Here is an 18,008-nt window from a genome sequence, read left to right on the forward strand (position 1 = left end):
ACCACCATGAACGCGACGCATCCAGTGACGCTTTTCACCGGCCAGTGGGCTGATATGCCCTTCGAAGAAGTCGCCCGGCTGGCTTCCGAATGGGGTTATGACGGATTGGAAATCGCAGCCAGCGGTGACCACCTGGACCTCAAGCGTGCCGACGAGGATCCGGCCTACCTCCAGTCGCGGCTGGAAATCCTGGACAAGTACGGGCTGAAAGCCTGGGCGATCTCCAACCACCTGGGCGGCCAGGCTGTCTGCGATGATCCCATCGACTTCCGCCACCAGGCCATCCTGCGCGACTATGTCTGGGGCGATGGGGATGGGGAAGGCGTCCGCCAGCGGGCCGCCGAGGACATGAAGCGCTCGGCCCGCGTCGCCCGCAAGCTCGGTGCCGATGTAGTGGTTGGCTTTACCGGCTCGAAGATCTGGCAGTACGTCGCCATGTTCCCGCCGGTTCCGGGCGAGGTCATCGATGCAGGCTACGAGGACTTCGCGGATCGCTGGAATCCGATCATGGACGAATTCGATGAGCAGGGGGTGAAGTTCGCCCTGGAGGTGCACCCATCCGAGATCGCCTACGATCACTGGACCACCGTGCGCACCATGGAAGCAATCGGCCACCGCGAAGCGTTCGGGCTGAACTGGGATCCCAGCCATATGTTCTGGCAGGGCATCGACCCGGTCGCATTCATCACCGACTTCGCCGACCGCATCTACCACGTGGATTGCAAGGACACCCGGATGCATCATCCCAACGGGCGCAATGGCATCCTGGGTTCCCATCTCCCATGGGGCGATCCCCGCCGGCGCTGGGACTTCGTCTCCACCGGCCACGGCGACATCAACTGGGAAGATGCCTTCCGCGCACTGGAGTTCCACGGGTACAAGGGCCCCATCTCCATTGAATGGGAAGACGCGGGAATGGACCGCTTGCACGGTGCGAAGGAAGCTGTGGGCTACATCCGCAGCCTCCTGTTCAAGCGCCCCGAAGCGTCCTTCGACGCGGCATTCTCGAACCAGTAGCACCTGGCTAGGAAGGACGCTTGCCCTGCACCCGCGAGGTAATCACCGAAGCGGTGGCGCGGATCTGCAGCAGGAGAGTCTCCCACTGCTCTTCGGGGACACGATCGGCCAGGAAGGTGACAGCAACGGCGGCCACCGGCCAATCGCTGGAATCCCGGATTTCTACCGCGAGCGAGTGGAAATCCGGGGTGACATCCCCGCGCTCTACGGCATAGCCGCGCTGCGTGCTCTGGTCCAGCTCGCGGCGCAACTGCGAGTAGCTGGAGATCGATGACTCGGCCACTCGCTCCGTGAAGCTGGCAGCACCGGGGTAGAGCGCACGCACCTGGGATTTGGGCAGCGCGGCGAGAATTGCCCTGCCGGATGCGGTCAGGTGCGAAGGCAGGCGAACACCCACGTCGGTGACCAAGGATGGCCGGCCCTTGGCGCGTTCTTCGACAATGTAGAGAACATCGGAACCATGCAGCACGGCCAGGTGGGCGCTTTCCCCGACCTTGTCGACCAGCTGGGCAATCAGCGGGGCACCCAGCCGTGCCAGCGGTTCCTGGCGGGTATAGGCGCTGGAAAGCTCAAAAGCGGAGACACCCAGACCATAGGATTTGTCCTCTGGATAGTGGGTGATGAATCCGTGCTCCAGCATCACGTTCAGCAGCTGGTAGACACTGGATCGAGGAAGCTCCAGCAACGTGGCGATCATTGCCGCCGGAGTCGGGGTCTTCCTGCTGGCCAGCAACCTGAGGATCCGCAAGGTGTTATCGGCCGCTGGAACCTTGCTGCCCATGGGGCCTCCTCAATGAATCGTGCATAGTGCTCTGCAAGGAACTCTAGCAACCTGGTCAGCGGTTTCCTTCGATAGTCCAGGCTGCTGGGCTGGCTGCCGGCGGATAATGCTAGTCACCCACAACGAATGAAATAAATAGTCGCTGGGATCAGCGCCATTCCAGGCGGAGATCCCAGCGACTATCGGCCAGAAATGAAAGGTCTAGCGCGTCGTGGAACTGAGGAAATGATTCAGCTCGTCAAGGGTTGGAGGATTCGCCCCGGCGCGCGACACGGTGATTCCCGCGCACACCGAAGCGATCTGCATGACCTTCTCCAGCTCGACGCTGTCCAGCTGCGTGCCATCGCGAAGGGACTTGGCCAGCGAGCTGTCCAAGATGGCGTGGAGCAGCCCGGCCATGAACGCATCACCGGCGCCGACCGTATCTACGGTACGCACCGAAATCGAGGGAACCATGACCTCGCTTTGCCTGGTCCGGGCCTCGGCTCCGCGTGCGCCGAAGGTGATGATCGCTAGCGATGCCCCGCGCTCCAAGAAGTGCTCCAGGATGCGATTGGTGTCCCATCCCGGATAGAGCCACAGGGCGTCTTCGTCACTGAGCTTGACGATATCCGCCAGCCCGGCCAGCTTCTCGATCTGCTTGACCGATTCTGCCCGGTCCTCGACCAGCTCCGGACGCAGGTTCGGATCGAAGCTCAGGATCTGGCCCGGTGGGGAAGCCTCGAAAGCCTCATGGATTCGAGCGGCACTCGGACCCTGGAATGCTGCAACGGATCCTGAATGGAACAAGGTGGCTTGGGTCGAAGCCATGCTCTGCAATTTGCAGTTCAGCTGGAACTCGTAGTTGGCATCTCCGGACTCGTCCAGCACGACGGTGGCGCTGGAAGTCTGCGCATCGGTGTGTGATCCGGCTGCGAGCTGAACGCCTGAGGCCGCCACATGTTCGGCGATCAGCCGACCATGCTCGTCATCGCCGATGTCCGTCTGGAGCAGGACTTCGTGGCCCAATCGGCCCAGTCCAACAGCAACATTCATCGGGGAACCGCCGGGATGCGCCACGCCATCGACGATATCGACTAGGGCTTCACCGGCAACCTGAATATTAACCATGACATCGATCCTACGTAACCCGGAGGGAAAAAGCCCATCGGGGAGATCATACGTTCAGCCTGTACCCACGTTTGATGACCGTGGCGATGATTTCCGGTTGCGGCAACGCCTTGCGCAGCCGGCTCAATGTCATATCCAAGGCATGCTTGGAACTGGCTTCCGGAAGTGCGGCCCCCAGCTCGTCGCGGGAGAGGACGCTGCCGCCCGCCTCGATCAGCGCGCGCACCAATTCGGCCTGCCCGGGAGTCAATTCGCAGTTTTCGTCCTGGACTGAGAGGGTGCGACCGCGCAGCTGCACCTGGCCGTGGACTGTTTGCGCCTGCAACGTGCCCAGCGAGGCTAGATGCTCCACGAGCTGGCCGATCATCGCACCCATGCGATGGCGCTCGGGAACCAGCGGGCAGATGCCCGCCTCGATCAGCGGGGCAGCAGTCACCGGTCCAACGGTGGCCACTGCGACGCGCTCGGCCAGTGAGCGCAGCAGTGCGGGCAAGCGATTGCGCGCCTTGGCAGCGGCGAACAGCGCGTGCACGCTTGGCGCGCTGGTGAAGGTCACCGCGTCGAAGTGGGCGGCGCACAGGCCCTCCACCAAAGCAGAAATCCCGCTATCGCTGCTGGTGTCCTGCCAGCGGTAGGGCTCCACCTTCAGCACCCGGCGAGCGCCCAGCTCGCGCAGGCTCTGGGGCATTCCATGGTCGGAATCGGCATGAAGCTGCAAGGCGACGGTGGCGCCCTGGAGCTTGCCCTCCAGCAGTTCCAGCATGGAGGCGCTGCGCCCGTCCTTGGCCACGGCGGCCGGTTCCAGGCCCAGCGCCTTGACGGCGCCATGGGCTTTGGCCCCGCGGACGTAGAGCTGCGCCTGCCCGAGCGCTGCCAGCAGCTCGTCGCCAATGCCGGCAGCCTCGGAGGTATCAACCCAGCGGCGCAGTCCGTAGGCGGTTGTAATGACGGCTACCTGCGGACGGACCTCAATCAGCTTTTGCGTTTGCGCGATCAGTTGCTGCTCATCGTCCAGCGGGGCGAGCTGGAGCAGCGGAGTATGGGTCACCTCGGCGCCGCGGCGTTCGAAGGCCTCGATGAGTTCTGCGGAACGGCGGTCGCTGGTGACGGCCAGCCGGAAGCCGGCCAAGGGTTTGGGGCTGCTCATCAGGCCACTTCCAATTGCGCTGCCAGCGTGGCCGGCTCTTCTTGCGCTGCCGCGTTCACCAGGGTGGCCGGCAGCCCAGCGACTTCACCGATGACAATGACTGCAGGGTTGGAATGGCCGCGGGCTGTTTCGGCGAGACGGGCTAGCCGGGTGCAGCTGGTGCGCTGGATGTCGGTGGTGCCGGATTCGACGATGGCGCATGGCATTTGCGGGTCCATGCCGACCCGGTGCAACCCGGCGACGGTCTGCTCGATGGTGCCCATGCCCATCAGGATCACGATGCTTCCGCCCAGCTTGGCCAGATGGTCAAGCTGCGCATCGCTGAGTGGGTCGTGGGCCGATACCACGGTGAACATGGTGTTCACCCCGCGGGCGGTGACCGGGATGCCGGCTGCTGCCGGCACGGTGATGCACGAGCTCAGTCCCGGGATGACGCTGATCGGGATGCCCGCAGCGGTAGCGGCCGCGATTTCTTCGAAGCCGCGGCCGAAGACGAAGGGATCTCCGCCCTTGAGCCGGACTACGGCAGCGCCACCGCGGGCCGCTTCGATCATCAGGGCTTCGATATCCCGTTGGGTGAGCTTGTGGTGTCCGGGAAGCTTGCCGACGTCCACGATTTGAGCTTGCGGTGCGAGAGCGGGCAGGTGCGCTGCGGGACCGAGCCTGTCGGCGAAGACGACTTCTGCTTCGGCCAGGGCCCGCACGCCGCGCAGGGTCAGCAGGTCCAATGCGCCGGGGCCGCCACCGAGCAGGGTGATGGATCCGGCCCGGGTCGCTGGTCCAAGGTGCATGACGGGAATGCGCGCGGCCTGCACCACCGAGGCGAAGCGCAGCGGTTCGGCATCGCAGATCACCAGCAGGCCGGCTTGTTCCAGCAACTGTATTGCCTGGAAGGGCCCGTCGGCGGTGAGCACCGTGGCGCCCTCCACCCGGAAGCGCAGCGCAGTATTTTTGCTCCCGGATTTACTTCCAGCGATCAGCACAGTGCATCCGCGCAGTTCGAGGTCGATGCCAATCATGGTTTCCTTGATTCTGCTCGAGTTTCTAGGGGTGACATGGGATTCTCCTTGAACTAGTGGATGCACCCAGCTTAGGCGCCCAGGTTTTCCCGGAGGTATCGCAAATGTTTCAAGCGCAATAATTCGAGTAAAGGTTAACCTTTTCGAAATGTTCGCGAGGGTAAGACGAAACACAAAGTCTCTAATGTAAATATTGTTGCGAGGCACCGGCCTGGCTGATCCTGCAAAGTTCAGTGAGCGAATACGCGGGAGACTTGCCGAGTTCTGCCTGCAACGGGCACGCTGGGAACATGGAATCCCTGTTCGACGACAGTGCACTGCCCCGTAGCGGGGGAGCCTTGCGCCCAGGAGCCTGGCACTTGCCGGGGTGGCTGGACGCGCCCGCGCAGCAGTGGATCGTCCGGCGCTTCTTCGAATGGGGCAGCGGGCCTGTTCCGCCGCACCGCACAGCCGTCAACGGCCATCCGATGAGCGTGCAGAGCTTGTGCCTGGGATGGCATTGGAGCCCGAACCGCTACTCCAAGACCGCTGACGACCTGGACGGGCAATCAGTGGCGCCCATGGAAGACTGGCTGGTCCGCTTGGGCAAGCAAGCGGTCGCAGAAGCTGCTGGTGACCTGCAGCGCGCGCAGGACTACCAGCCCGATGCGGCTATCGTGAACTACTACGACGAGCAGGCCGCCATGGGCATGCACCAGGATGCGCAAGAACGCATCAACGCCCCAGTGGTTTCGCTGTCCATCGGCGATTCGGCAACATTCCGCCTGGGCAATACCGAGAACCGCAACCGGCCATGGCAAGAGATCCGGCTGGCTTCGGGGGACCTGTTCGTCTTCGACGGCCCCTCACGCTTCGCCTATCACGGGGTGAGCAAGATCCATGCCGGGACCGCGCCTGCAGGCCTGGGCCTTGGCGGCGGACGCATTAACATCACGCTGCGCCAGACCGGGCTGGAAGCGAACTAGTTCCCCAGATCGATCGTGGCAGCGAGCGCGTAATGATCGGAATCGGCGATTTCCAGCCGCTCCAGGCCTGCTGATTCGACGCCGCGCAGCATCACATGATCGATGCCGAGCATCGGGAACAGGGACCGCGGCCAGGTCAGGGCCAAGCCCCAGTCGCTGTAGTGGGCTTCCTCCAGCTGGTTAGCGACCGGCGCGAAGTGGCGGTCGGAGCTGGTGGCGTTGAAGTCTCCGGCGGCAACGATCTTCGCAGAATCGTCATCGGCGAGGTAGCCGGCCAAGGAAGCAAGCATCATGTCCCGCTCGTGATGGCCGGTAGGCCTGGCCGACGCCGCATGCACAGCGTACAGGCGGACATCCCCTTTTTCGCTGGCCACGTCCACCCGCAACGCGCGGTCCCAACCCAGCCCCAGATCCAGGGGCTCTGGATTCTTCAGCGGATAGGCGCTCCACACGCCTACGGTGCTGACCATGTAGCTGTAAGGATGGGATTGGGCGAGCTCGGCGGTGATTTCCGGCTCTTGGCCTTCACCGATTTCCTGCAGGGTGATGACCTGCGCGCCGTTGGCTGCCAATTCGCGGGCGGCTTGCACGCCCGCAGACTCGTGGACGTTTTGCGTGGCAACCAGCAGGGAAGCTTCTGGTGCGCGCCGGTCCGAAGGCAGGAACGCCGGCCCGAAAAGCACAGCCCAAACAACGACCGGTACGAGCAGGCCGATGAAGCTGATGCGTCCGCGCACCACCAAGGCCATCAGCAAGAGCACTGGAATTCCGAGGCCCATCCACGGGGCCAGGTTATCGACGATCAATCCGAGACCCAGGACATCGGGGATCTGCTGGTGGAACACCATTAGCCCGGCCAGCGCGAGACAGAGCATGACAAAGAAGAACCTCGCGATTATTCGCGAGGCCGACAGGCGATGGTGCGATGAATGAGGCATAGGACTTAATACAGTGGCACAAAATACTGTGGGATTCGTAATTTTCCGCTCGGGGATTGCCACTGTCGCCCGATGCAGTCACTACGATGGATAAGAGCGCCGAGGGAGCCGCTTCCCAAGACCCTGCCATGAATTGAGAAATTGAATGACTGCCTATGTATCTGGCGGAAAACTACTGCTGGCAATTGTTGCCTTGGCCATGGGCGGCGTCGGCATCGGTGTCACTGAGTTTGCCATGATGGGCTTGCTCCAGGAAGGTGCCGCTGATCTGGAAGTGGGCTATGCGCAGATGGGCCTGATGATCAGCGCCTACGCAATCGGCGTGGTGGTGGGCGCCCCGGTGCTCACTGCGCTGGCTGCCAAGATCCCGCGCAAGCGTGCGGTGCAGCTGCTGATTCTCTTCTTCACGCTCGCCAACCTCTCCTCATTCTTCGCTCCGGACTACAACACCATGCTGGTGACCCGCTTCCTTGCAGGCCTGCCGCATGGGGCCTACTTCGGACTGGCCGGTGTGCTTGCCGGCAGCCTGGTTCCGGCCACGATGCGCGGACGCGCCATTGCCTGGGTGATGCTCGGGCTCTCGGTGGCCAACGTTGCCGGTGTCCCGTTGGTGACCCGGCTCGGCCAGGAATACGGCTGGCGTTCGATGTTCCTGGTCGTCACTGCGATCGGCGTGTTGACCGCTGTGCTGATTAGCTTGTTCGTCCCATGGCGCAAGACCGATGCCGGGGCGAGCATCCGCCGCGAGCTGACCGCCTTGAAGAGTGCCCAGGTGTGGCTGGCGATGCTCACCGGCATTGTCGGCTTCGGCGGATTCTTCGCGGTGTACTCCTACATTTCGCCCACGCTGACCGAAGAAGCAGGACTGCCAATTGAGCTGGTGCCGTTGGCTTTGGCGCTCTATGGCGTAGGCATGGTCGTTGGTTCGCTGGCCGGTGGCAGGCTTGCCGACTGGTCGATCTTCGGCGCGATCAAGCTTTCTTCCGTTTTCATGATCGCCACCATGCTGATTTTCGCGGCCGTGACCAGCTGGGTGGTTCCGACGATGATCATGGTCTTCGTGATGGGCGCGGTGGGTTCCCTGCTGATCCCTGCGTTGCAGACGCTGCTGATGGATTCGGCCCCGCATGCGCAGTCGCTGGCTGCTTCGCTGAACCACTCCGCGCTGAATGTTGCCAACGCGCTGGGCGCCGCCCTGGGTGCCGCGGTGATTGCCGCCGGTTACGGATTCCGCGCCCCATCTGTGGTCGGCGCTGGACTGGCCGCTTTGGGCCTGCTGATCGCGTGGATAACCCAGATCCGCGCGAAGAAGGTGGGCCTGCTCGTAGGCCGCGAAGCTTTGGAAGCCCGCGAGCAGGCGCGCACCCACTAGCTGCTTCGGCTAGCTTGCCACCGCGGTGATGTTGAACATCCAGACCACACCGAACTTGTCGCGCAGCTCGCCGAAGGAGTCGCCCCACGGGGCCCGCTCCAATGGCATGTTGATCTGGCCGCCTTCGCCCAACCCTTCCCACCACCGGGTCAGGGTCTCCGCGTCGGCTCCGGCCGTCCCGTCGCTGCTGAGCGCGATCACGCCATTGCCCCGCACGTCCATTTCGGGCGGGGTGTCCGAGGCCATGAAGTGCAGGCCGCGTTCAACGAATAGCGAGGAGTGCATAATCTGGTCGGCAACGGCCGGATTGTTGTCATTCATGCCTTCTTGGAAGGTCATCATGGAAAGCTCGCCACCGAGTACCTGGTGGTAGAACTCCATTGCTTCCTTGGCGTCTCCGGCGAAACGCAGGTATGGGGTCAGTCCGATGGTCATGGGATTGCGCCTTTCGAAGGAGTGGGTGGGGCCGGCAGGTCCCGACCCATATTCTTCCACTTGGGGAGCACCGTGTGAATAGCAGAGTGTGACCAGCGTCTCGAATGGCCGATTTGGCGTTTTCGGCAGTGCTCCGGTATAGTTTTATCTCGGTTCAGCGGTTGTTCAAACCGCGGAAAACCACCTCATTTGGGGGTATGGCGCAGTTGGTAGCGCGTCTGCATGGCATGCAGAAGGTCAGGGGTTCGAATCCCCTTACCTCCACCAAATGGAAACAAGCCGGGAAACATCAGAAATGATGTTTCCCGGCTTTTTCGCATTCTCCCAAGTTCCCAACAGGCCATGCTGTAGGGTTGGCTCAATTTCCCAGACGATCCCGTCTTCGAACCAAGGGAGAATCAATGAGAGAACTAACCTACTTCGTTGCAGTGAGCTTGGACGGGTACATTGCCGGTCCTAACGGTGAATTCGATGCTTTCGCGGTGGCTGGTGACCATGCGGCGCCCATCTGGGACCGCTACCGCGGCACCGCGCCGACCCAGCTGGCAGAGTCGGCTGGACTGCCTATCGAGGGGTGCCCTTTCGATACGGTGCTGATGGGCTGGAATACCTACGCTGTCGGCTTGCCAGCACTGCCCAGCCCTTACTCGCATCTGAGGCAGATGGTTTTCACGCGCGAGCACTCTGCACCTCCAGGAAGCCAAGAGGTGCAGTTCACCAGCGCGGATCCGCGAGAGGTCATCGGGGAACTCAAATCCCAACCGGGTGACGGCATCTGGCTGTGCGGCGGAGGGCAATTGGCCGCCAGACTCCGGCCGGACATCGACAGGTTGGCCCTGAAAGTGCAGCCGGTGATGTTCGGGTCGGGTATCAGGCTCTTCGGGGACACGGGGTATGCCCCGGATCGCTGGAGGCTGGAGAACATGCAGACTTTTGCCTCCGGAGTCTGTCTTGCCGAGTACTCGCGCGGCTAGTGGACGTTGGAGGCGGCTACATTCCTTCGTCTCCGATATGACCCGCAGCTGTCGCATCGAGCACACGCTCAACGAACGCCGAGTATTCGCCCATGTAGTGGGCCAGGAACTTCTGGGTGTCCGGGTCGCTGATGCTCCCGTCCTCGCCGAAGTCTTCGGGACGGTACTGCAGGTAGACCTCGGGGGAGTTCAGCTGCGGGGCATCCAGGAAGCTGAGGACGCTGCGCATGCTGGACTGCATGACCGCGGTACCGATGGCTCCGACCGAAGCGCCGAGCAGGCCGGTGGGCTTGCGGGCGAAGGAGTTGGTGCCCCAGGGCCGCGAACCCCAGTCGATGGCATTTTTCAGCGCACCGGGAATTGAACGGTTGTACTCCGGGCTGATGAATAGCAGGCCGTCCGAGGCCTCGATGGCGGTCTTTAGCGCGGTCCCGGCTTCGGGATAATTATCATCGTAGTCAGCGCTATACAAGGGCAGATCGCTGATCGGGATTTCCGTGAAACTGAGGTTTTCAGGTGCCAGGGCTATCAGGGCCTTGGACAGGACGCGGTTGATGGAGTTCGTGGCGAGCGAACCGACGAAATAGCCGATGTTGTAATCCATGGAACCACTTCAGCACCGGGGCGAGGGGTGGCAAAAGGCCCTCGGGCAAACTCCCAGCTAAGCCAGTCCGCCTGGTTGACCGCGCTGGGTAATCTGCTGCGAGCCGAAGGCTGAGAAGTCGGCTTTGCGTGGCGGGACCTAAACCGTGAGCACGCGCAGGCCAGTGCCGCCGGTATTTCGCAGGTCGTGGTCCACCCCTGCATCGGCCAAGATGCTGTCGCCCGGGCCCAGCTCGTAGTCGCGCTCGCCGCCCCGCATCAGCGCCCGACCCTCTCGCACTTGGTAGAACTCCTGCGAAGCACTCTCGCCCTCGTGGCGATGGAAGCCCTCGAATCCGCCTGGTTCGATCACCCAGGTCTGGATGGCTACTGGCATCCCGGTATGCCCGGCGAAGTGGTGGCTGACTTTCATAGCTGACCCTTCGTGCATACCGTAGTCGACGGCATGGGCATCGCGCGCTTCAAACGGATCCATGGCTATCCCTCCGCCTGGTATCCCAGCCTGGTGCTGATTCGCCTTGCTGCGGTGCGGGTGCTGGAGCAGAGCTGCTCCAGCTCATCGGCGCCGATGCGGTAGAACGGAGCGGCGGTCATGGCGCAGGCGACGAGTTCACCGCGGTGATCGAGAATTCCTGCGGCCACTCCGACCTCCTCGGCGGAGGTCTCGCCGTAGTTGACCGCGTAGCCCCGCTCGCGTACAAGATCCAGGCGTGCCTGGTATTCGGCGGGGGCCGTGCCGGCAAGATCGATCTCTCCGTTGGAGATCAGCTCCGCGCGGCGTGCTGGATCCTCATTGGCGAGGAATACCTGGACGGTAGCGCTCAGCCCCGAACGGTACCGCGACCCCATGACCGAAGTGTGCTTGACCAGATGGGTTGAAGGCAGCTGTTCTACCGAAATCGACTCGCTGCCGTCCCAGATGTTCAGTACAGCGGTCTCGCCGGTAGCTTCACGCAGATCTTCCAGAATGGGGTAAGCCACCTGCCGCACGTCCAGGTTGGCAAGCAATGGTCCGGCAATGGCAATCAGGCCGACACCCAAGCGGTACTTGCGGGTTTCCGCGTCGCGATCCACAACGCGTTCCTGCTCAAGGGTGGCCAGAATGCGCGAGACGCTCGATTTGTGGAGGCCGACCTGCTCCGCGATTTCGGTGACGCCCACTACCGGGCGCTCAACGGTGAAGCAACGGAGCACATCGAGCACGTTGACGATCACCGAGGTGCCTCGGGTTTCACTGCGAATTTCAGTCATTTCCCCTCCTGAGTTGCTACTATCCTACGGCTCAAACCAATGGTTTACGGCTGGTTTCGACCGAGCAGGCCACCGCCACCAGCGAAATCACTGCTGCGCCCATCAAGTACCAGCCGGGGGCAAGGACGTTGCCGCTAGTGGCAATCAGTAATGTGGCCACGAACGGCGCGGTTCCGCCAAACAATGCATTTGAGAGGTTGAACGACACTGCGAAGCCGGAATAGCGGACCTTGGTGGGGAACATTTCCGCGAGATAGCTCGGAAGGGTGCCATCGTTGAGCGTGAGCATCGCGCCGAGCAGGATCTGGACCAAGACAATGACCAAGAAGTTTCCTGATTCCAAAGCCATGAAGGCAGGAACGGTGAACAGGATGAACAGAATCGATGCGCTGATCAAGATGCGCTTGCGTCCGAAACGATCCGAAAGCATGCCCGTGATAAAGATGAAACCGACGTAGGTCAACAGCGCAACGGTCGTTACCAGGTAGGAACGGGTGGCGTCCAGTCCGAGCTCTTCGGATAGATAGGTCGGCATGTAGGAAAGGATTACATAGAAGCCCACGGCGTTCAGCAGCACCGCACCCGCAGCCTGGACCAGCTGGCGCCAGTGGTTCTTCAGCAACGACCCGACTGGGGATCCCTCAGGAGTGGAGGACTCGGATGATGCTTCAAGGAAAGCTGGCGAATCCTCCAGCTTGGTGCGGATATAGCGGCCAATGAGCCCCATGGGCGCGGCCAGCAAGAACGGTATGCGCCATCCCCAGGACTCCAGATCCCCGGTTGACAGCAACCCAGTCAGCCCGGCGGCCATCAGTGAGCCGAAGAGCAGGCCGGTGGCAGTGCTCGCCGGAACCACTGCCGCGTACAGGCCGCGCCGGTTGGCCGGCGCGTACTCGACCAGGAAGGCGGAGGCGCCGGCATACTCGCCGGCGGCAGAGAAGCCCTGGACCAGACGCAGGGCCAGGAGCAGCAGGGGCGCGCCAAAACCGATGGATGCGTAGCCGGGGAGCAGCGCTATGCAGAAGGTGGCACCGGTCATCAGCAGGATCGACCACGACAGGGCTTCACGCCGGCCGATCTTGTCGCCCAGATGCCCCCATATGAACCCGCCGACAGGACGGACCAGGAACGAGATGGCGAATACCCCGAAAGTCATCAGCAGACCAGCTTGGGGGTCGTCGCTGGGGAAGAATACGGCGGCGATGGTGACGGCGAAGTAGCCGTAGGCCGCGTAGTCGAACCATTCCACGAAGTTGCCGATGAAGCTGGCAGCGATCACCTTGCGGCGGGTCTTCGCGTCAATGGTGCGGGACTGGGACACGCCGGTGGCCGCTGCGGCCGTGGTTCCGGTGGGAGCTTGCAGTGGGGAATTGCTGGAATGGTTCATGGGGTGAAACCGCCTCTGGAGGGCAACGGCTTTGGCCAGTGCTGGCTTCTTTGCCGCTGGAATGATGAAGTGTTCCGGCAGACCGGTGCGTGATCTTCGGTTCTAGGCACAGCCCCCTGCTTGCTGCGCCCCAGATGGCTAAAGCAGCCGGGGGGCGGGGCTCGGGCCCCGCCCCACGGTTATCAGTTGCCCCTAGGCATCGATGATGTTGTTCTGCGGGCCGAAGCCGAATTTGGTGATGTTCTCGACGCCGCCGTCCTCGCCGATGACCAGAATGTCGTGCTCGCGGTAGCCGCCGGCACCTGGCTCGCCATCAGCGACGGTGATCATTGGCTCCATCGAAACGACCATGCCCGGCTCCAGAACAGTCTCGATGTCCTCGCGCAGTTCCAGACCAGCTTCGCGGCCATAGTAGTGCGAGAGCACGCCGAAGGAGTGGCCATAGCCGAAGGTGCGGTTCGGGAGCAGTCCGTGGGAGATGTAGATTTCGTTCAGCTCCGCTGCGATGTCCTTGCAGACCGCTCCGGGCTTGATGAGCTCCAGGCCACGCTTGTGGACCTCGACGTTGACGTTCCACAGTTCCAGGCTGCGGGCATCCGGCTCGCCGAGGAACAAGGTGCGCTCCAGAGCGGTGTAGTAGCCGGAGGTCATCGGGAAACAGTTCAGCGAGAGGATGTCCCCGCGCTCCAGCTTGCGGGTGGTGGCCCAGTTGTGGGCGCCATCGGTGTTGATGCCCGATTGGAACCAGACCCACGTATCGCGCACTTCGCGGTGCGGGAAAGTCTTGGCAATCTCGTGCACCATCGCCTCGGTGCCGATCAGTGCGACCTCGTATTCGCTGATGCCTTCGCGGATCGCTGCCTTGATGGCTTCGCCGCCCAGGTCGCCGATGCGCGCACCGTGCTTGATGACTTCGATTTCCTCGGCGGACTTGATCATGCGCTGGCGCATGGCGTCCTGCGAAACATCTACTAGAGCCGCCCCGTCGAAGGTGTCGGCGATCTGCTGGCGGGTGCGGCCTGGCAGGAAGTCGTCTTCCACGCCGATCCGGGTTGCCTTCACGCCGTCGCGCTTAAGTGCTTCCTGCAGGCCGTAGAAGAAGTTGTCGCGCTTCCAGTCGGTGTACACGATGTTGTCGCCGTAGCTGGTGCGCCATGGCATGCCGGCATCGATGTTCGCGGTGACGGTGGTGGAGTTGCTGGCGGTGACCACCAGCGCGTAGTTGCGGCCGAAGGTGGTGTACAGGAAGTCCGAGTAGTACTTGATGCCGTGGTAGCTGGTCAGGATGACTGCGTCCAGCGACTTCGTGGCCATGATCTGGCGCAGGCCGGCCAGGCGGCGCTCGAACTCGGCATCCGAGAAGGTCAGCTGCTCCTTGGCGCCGTTGTGCAGGGTCTTCAGTCGGGCCAGTTCGGAAACATTGGTGGCGATATTGGCGGTAGTCATGGTTTTGGCTCCTTGTGGGAAATCAACTGTCAAGGGAGGCCGGCCCAATCAGATGGATTGCGAGGATTCATGGGAATCGCCGGAGAAGAAGTACGTGTTGCGCTCACTGCAACGCCGTTGCATTTAGATTATGTGTGCCCTGCGTCACTGTCAAGGGCGATTGTGAAAACTTTTTCTGCAGTGCACAAGATCGGAATTGTCCTGCATGAATATGAAAACCACGAGGTAATGCAGGAGGCCGCGAAGCTCATCATGGCGAGCATCGCGGCCTTCATGCCAATGCGGGTTCTACTGCTTAATTCTGTGGGTCCTGTCCTGGGTCTTCCTTGAGGATCGCTCCGCCGCCATCGGGGTCGGCTACGAAGACCAGATTCGGGTCGGGGTTGTTGATGTCCTTTTCCAGCTGCTTGATCGCCTTGTCTCGTTTGAGCAGCCTCCGGATCAAATTGATGATCATCAAAATGATCACGAAGGAGAAGGGGAAGGCGCCGATAATGGTGCCAGTTTGGACCGTATCGACCACCGCGGTTCCGCCCATGGTCAGCAGCACGGTGGTCACCGTTGCGACAGACAGCACGAGGACTACACGGAAGACTGGACCGGATTTGCCCGGGGCGGAGACGAATTCACTGAGTGCGTAAATGCCAGAGTCCAAGGATGTCACGTAGTAGGTGGCCACCAGGATGGTGGAAACAACTAGCAAGACCGTGCCAACGACAGGCACGGAGTCAAGCATGACGAACAAGCCGGAGGAAGTGTCCTCGGCGACTGCACTGCTGATGCCACGATTAGTCTGGTCATCGTAGTAGAGGGCTGCGGAGCCGATCACTGCAACCCAAACCATCACGATCAATGAAGGAATTATGGTCACGCCGAGAACGAATTCGCGGATGGTACGGCCACGCGAAATGCGGGCAATGAATCCGGCCACAAATGGGGAGAAGGCAATAACCCAGCACCATATGAAGACCGTCCACCAGCCATTCCAGCTGTCTTGCCATGAATCCAGGGTGGTGGTGGCCAATCCTGAATCGGTCCATAGGCTCATATTGGCGAAGTTCGTGAAGAAGCTGCCAAAGGTCTGGGACAGATTCGAGATGATGTACAGCGATGGGCCGAAAATCAGCACCGCTGCGATCAGCACGATACTGAGGATCGAGTTCAATCCGCTGATGCGTGCCATACCCTTGCTGATGCCGACGATAGCCGAAATTGAGGTGATGCCGGCGAAGATCAGAATGACCATGAACCACATCATTGGGCTGGCGGTTAATCCAGTGAAGGAAGTCAGGCCGGAGGAGAACTGCATGGCTGCGAATCCGAAGGAGGTAGCCAGGCCGAGTACGGTCGCGATAATTGCCAGGAGCTCAACGATGACACCGGCTCCGCGTCGCGACCAGCGGGGCAGCATATCCACGGTAGCCTCGCGAAAAGTCAATGTCTTGCCGAGGTTGTGATGCGAGTAGGCCAAGCACACTGCAACGGCGCAATACATTGCCCAGGCGGTCAAGCCCCAGTGGAAGTAGGTCCAAACAATGGCCCCTTCTTCGCCGCCACCGTTTGGCCCTGCTGGGATCACGGGGTTTTCATCGCGAAGCATAATTGGTTCGGCAACTGACCAGAAGATCAAGCCGATGCCTTGGCCGCAAGCGAACAGCATGGAATACCATGCGAATTTGCTGTGCTGCGGTTTGGCATTCGGGCCACCGAGACGGATCTTGCCTACTCGGCTCATGGAGAGCCAAATGCACACCACCACTGTGAATACTGAATACAAGATGAAGAGCCAGGTGAATTTTCCGGTGACGAAAGTGCGCATTTCGGAAATCGCGGCTGAGGCGGCTTCTGGATTGGACAGGACCCAAATCATCACGGCGATAATCAGTACTGGGGGGATTACGCGAATGAGCAGTCGATCCATGGGAGGTATGTGCCGCCCCATGAAACGTGGTACCTCAACTTGCTTCTTAGTGCCTTCAGGGGTCCGGGGTGCTTTCGCGGACTTTTTCCTGTCTTGGGATGTCGAGCTATCCACAGACATGCTATTTCACCTCGATGCTGATGTTGCCCAGCAGCAGCTCGCCTTTGAGTGCATCGGCAACTTGGTTTGTGACGGTTTCGAATAGCAGCTGGCCGCGATCTGCCGTGGCGCCCTTCGCAGAAGAGAGGCAACCGCTGTCCGGGGTGCGTGACGGATCCTCCGGGAAGATGTCATAGGGCGCGAGCTTAGCGGGCGGGTGGTCGACAACCCGATCCATGTTTACCAGGTGCGGGTGGAGCAGGAGCATCAAGGAAGTTTCGAGGATGCCTCCGTGCTCGATGTCCCAGCCGAGGAAGCCGTCGGGGAAGACCTTGGCCAAGGTTTCCTCATCGACAAAGTCCCAGTAAGACAGCAGGATGGCGCGCGACGCCGCGCCGGCGGCTCGGCACTTGGCTACTGCGTTGTCCAATCCTTCGTAGATGAACTGGTAGTTCTCGAAATGCCCGTTGAGGACGACAACATTATCGAAGCCCTGGGAGATGAAGGATGCAACTACGTCCTCAATCATCAAGCTAAGCGAAGTGCCGCCGAGGCTGGTGGTGCCTTTGCGGTGGTTGCCGCCGCCGGAGCGGGGCTGGGATTTGTACCCGTAGCTCAACGCCGGCGCAACCAAAGCACCTGTGCGTTGCGCGACGGCTTCTGCGATGGAACGCGAGAGCATGGCATCTACGCCCAGTGGCATGTGAGGTCCGTGCTGTTCGGTCGCTCCGGCCGGGATGATAATGGTGGATCCGGTACGCGCTACGTTCTCGGCGTAAGTCTGGGCATCGAGTTCGTCTATGAATACTGAGTGCATGGAATTCTCCTGGACCCGTGGGGCAAGTAATGCCGCAGGCGGGAAAGATTCGGTATCGGAATACGGTTGCAAGAAGCGCAACAGTGTTGCACTGAATCATTTCAGTGGCTCACGTCACAGTCAAGCCTCATGGTGAAAAACTTCGCATGGTGGTCGTGGCGCATCTCGCGGGTTCAGCATCTGCACGATGAGCGGCAAGAAGAGGTGCCAAGCCAGTGCGGTAACGAGGTGCCAGCTTGCGCGGTGCACGAAAATCGAAGTGTTGCGTGGCGGATGCATGCCAGGCGGTTTGGATTAGCGCGCCAAGCAGGGGTGGGACGGGGTGATGCGTGGTTGCGTAATAGCGGCGAGCGGTGCAAACGATCGGTTTACCTCGCGGCTCATGGATCCGGTTGGTCGGGTGGGGGCTTCAGCCGTTCCTTGAGTTGCTGTATCCATTTCGAGTCGCGTCTCAATTGCGGGAACGGCTTGTGCGCGTAGCCCGTGGCTGGTGGCGCGGTGGACTTGTAGGACATCGCCGAGCCGGGACAGATCATGATGGTGTGGCCGTTGCCGTAGCTCGTGTATTCGTACCAGCCGGCGGCTTCCTTGGCCTTGTTGCAACTAGCGCAGCGGCCATCGCCGTTGAAGACGGTGCTCTTGCCTCCGCGGGCGTATTGCTTGACGTGGTCTATTTCCTCCACCATGCCGTCGCAGAACGGGGTGCGGCAGTGCCGGTCGCGGATC

General features: G+C 61.5%; 18 protein-coding genes and 1 tRNA gene. 5 read left to right on the top strand and 14 right to left on the bottom strand.

The features are described 5' to 3' along the window. The first annotated feature begins 6 nt into the window (after positions 1-6). Positions 7-1,017 carry a sugar phosphate isomerase/epimerase family protein gene (locus ACNPN0_RS10930; protein WP_448937707.1) on the top strand — a complete coding sequence of 337 codons (1,011 nt, stop codon included), beginning with the start codon at positions 7-9 and terminating at the stop codon, positions 1,015-1,017. A 7-nt stretch (positions 1,018-1,024) separates the two neighbouring features. Here ACNPN0_RS10930 and ACNPN0_RS10935 read toward each other — a convergent pair whose 3' ends face one another. From ACNPN0_RS10935 to cobA, 4 genes are all read right to left on the bottom strand, one after another. Then, positions 1,025-1,798, bottom strand: a complete 774-nt coding sequence (locus tag ACNPN0_RS10935; RefSeq protein WP_105661938.1) for an IclR family transcriptional regulator — start codon at positions 1,796-1,798, stop codon at positions 1,025-1,027. Positions 1,799-1,999: 201 nt separating this feature from the next. Next, a complete protein-coding gene (locus tag ACNPN0_RS10940; RefSeq protein ID WP_105656354.1) occupies positions 2,000-2,908 on the bottom strand; it encodes a carbohydrate kinase family protein in 909 nt (302 codons plus the stop codon). A gap of 46 nt (positions 2,909-2,954) precedes the next feature. Then, positions 2,955-4,055 carry a uroporphyrinogen-III synthase gene (locus ACNPN0_RS10945; RefSeq protein ID WP_105661937.1) on the bottom strand — a complete coding sequence of 367 codons (1,101 nt, stop codon included), beginning with the start codon at positions 4,053-4,055 and terminating at the stop codon, positions 2,955-2,957. Continuing rightward, positions 4,055-5,074, bottom strand: coding sequence for a uroporphyrinogen-III C-methyltransferase (gene cobA, locus ACNPN0_RS10950; RefSeq protein WP_388023022.1), 1,020 nt, complete (start codon positions 5,072-5,074; stop codon positions 4,055-4,057). The genes ACNPN0_RS10945 and cobA overlap by 1 nt, the downstream gene beginning before the upstream one ends. A gap of 290 nt (positions 5,075-5,364) precedes the next feature. Between cobA and ACNPN0_RS10955 the strand changes: the two genes are divergently transcribed. Further along, positions 5,365-6,039: an alpha-ketoglutarate-dependent dioxygenase AlkB family protein gene (locus tag ACNPN0_RS10955; RefSeq protein ID WP_448937706.1), complete on the top strand. Its 675-nt coding sequence runs from the start codon at positions 5,365-5,367 to the stop codon at positions 6,037-6,039. Here ACNPN0_RS10955 and ACNPN0_RS10960 read toward each other — a convergent pair. Further along, positions 6,036-6,914, bottom strand: a complete 879-nt coding sequence (locus ACNPN0_RS10960; protein ID WP_388023018.1) for an endonuclease/exonuclease/phosphatase family protein — start codon at positions 6,912-6,914, stop codon at positions 6,036-6,038. The genes ACNPN0_RS10955 and ACNPN0_RS10960 overlap by 4 nt on opposite strands. 208 nt (positions 6,915-7,122) lie before the next feature. Between ACNPN0_RS10960 and ACNPN0_RS10965 the strand changes: the two genes are divergently transcribed. Next, a complete protein-coding gene (locus tag ACNPN0_RS10965) occupies positions 7,123-8,349 on the top strand; it encodes an MFS transporter (protein WP_105656358.1) in 1,227 nt (408 codons plus the stop codon). A gap of 9 nt (positions 8,350-8,358) precedes the next feature. On the opposite strand, the gene ACNPN0_RS10970 is transcribed toward ACNPN0_RS10965, so the two are convergent. Further along, positions 8,359-8,784, bottom strand: coding sequence for a VOC family protein (locus tag ACNPN0_RS10970; RefSeq protein WP_133833990.1), 426 nt, complete (start codon positions 8,782-8,784; stop codon positions 8,359-8,361). Between the two features lie 191 nt (positions 8,785-8,975). On the opposite strand from ACNPN0_RS10970, the gene ACNPN0_RS10975 reads away from it, so the two are divergent. Both ACNPN0_RS10975 and ACNPN0_RS10980 read left to right on the top strand, forming a co-directional pair. Continuing rightward, positions 8,976-9,051 (top strand) — tRNA-Ala (locus ACNPN0_RS10975). A 134-nt stretch (positions 9,052-9,185) separates the two neighbouring features. Next, positions 9,186-9,758 carry a dihydrofolate reductase family protein gene (locus ACNPN0_RS10980; protein WP_400341175.1) on the top strand — a complete coding sequence of 191 codons (573 nt, stop codon included), beginning with the start codon at positions 9,186-9,188 and terminating at the stop codon, positions 9,756-9,758. Positions 9,759-9,774: 16 nt separating this feature from the next. Here ACNPN0_RS10980 and ACNPN0_RS10985 read toward each other — a convergent pair whose 3' ends face one another. The 8 genes from ACNPN0_RS10985 to ACNPN0_RS11020 form a co-directional block, all read right to left on the bottom strand. Further along, positions 9,775-10,362, bottom strand: coding sequence for an NADPH-dependent FMN reductase (locus ACNPN0_RS10985; protein ID WP_448937705.1), 588 nt, complete (start codon positions 10,360-10,362; stop codon positions 9,775-9,777). Positions 10,363-10,500: 138 nt separating this feature from the next. Continuing rightward, entirely contained in the window at positions 10,501-10,836 is a 336-nt protein-coding gene (locus ACNPN0_RS10990) for a cupin domain-containing protein (protein ID WP_448938903.1), read from the bottom strand. Positions 10,837-10,838: 2 nt separating this feature from the next. Then, a complete protein-coding gene (locus ACNPN0_RS10995; RefSeq protein ID WP_400341169.1) occupies positions 10,839-11,612 on the bottom strand; it encodes an IclR family transcriptional regulator in 774 nt (257 codons plus the stop codon). 31 nt (positions 11,613-11,643) lie between these two features. Continuing rightward, on the bottom strand, positions 11,644-12,999 hold the full coding sequence (locus ACNPN0_RS11000) for an MFS transporter (protein ID WP_448937703.1): 1,356 nt from the start codon (positions 12,997-12,999) through the stop codon (positions 11,644-11,646). A 192-nt stretch (positions 13,000-13,191) separates the two neighbouring features. Continuing rightward, positions 13,192-14,445, bottom strand: a complete 1,254-nt coding sequence (locus ACNPN0_RS11005) for an aminopeptidase P family protein (RefSeq protein WP_426733583.1) — start codon at positions 14,443-14,445, stop codon at positions 13,192-13,194. A 295-nt stretch (positions 14,446-14,740) separates the two neighbouring features. Further along, positions 14,741-16,366, bottom strand: a complete 1,626-nt coding sequence (locus ACNPN0_RS11010) for a BCCT family transporter (protein WP_448937702.1) — start codon at positions 16,364-16,366, stop codon at positions 14,741-14,743. Positions 16,367-16,487: 121 nt separating this feature from the next. Next, complete coding sequence (locus tag ACNPN0_RS11015; RefSeq protein WP_426733586.1) at positions 16,488-17,282, bottom strand: creatininase; 795 nt, start codon at positions 17,280-17,282, stop codon at positions 16,488-16,490. Between the two features lie 380 nt (positions 17,283-17,662). Next, positions 17,663-18,008 (bottom strand): HNH endonuclease (locus ACNPN0_RS11020; protein ID WP_448938904.1); only part of this gene is annotated, 346 nt, incomplete at its 5' end.

It is taken from the genome of Glutamicibacter sp. AGC84 (assembly GCF_053543575.1).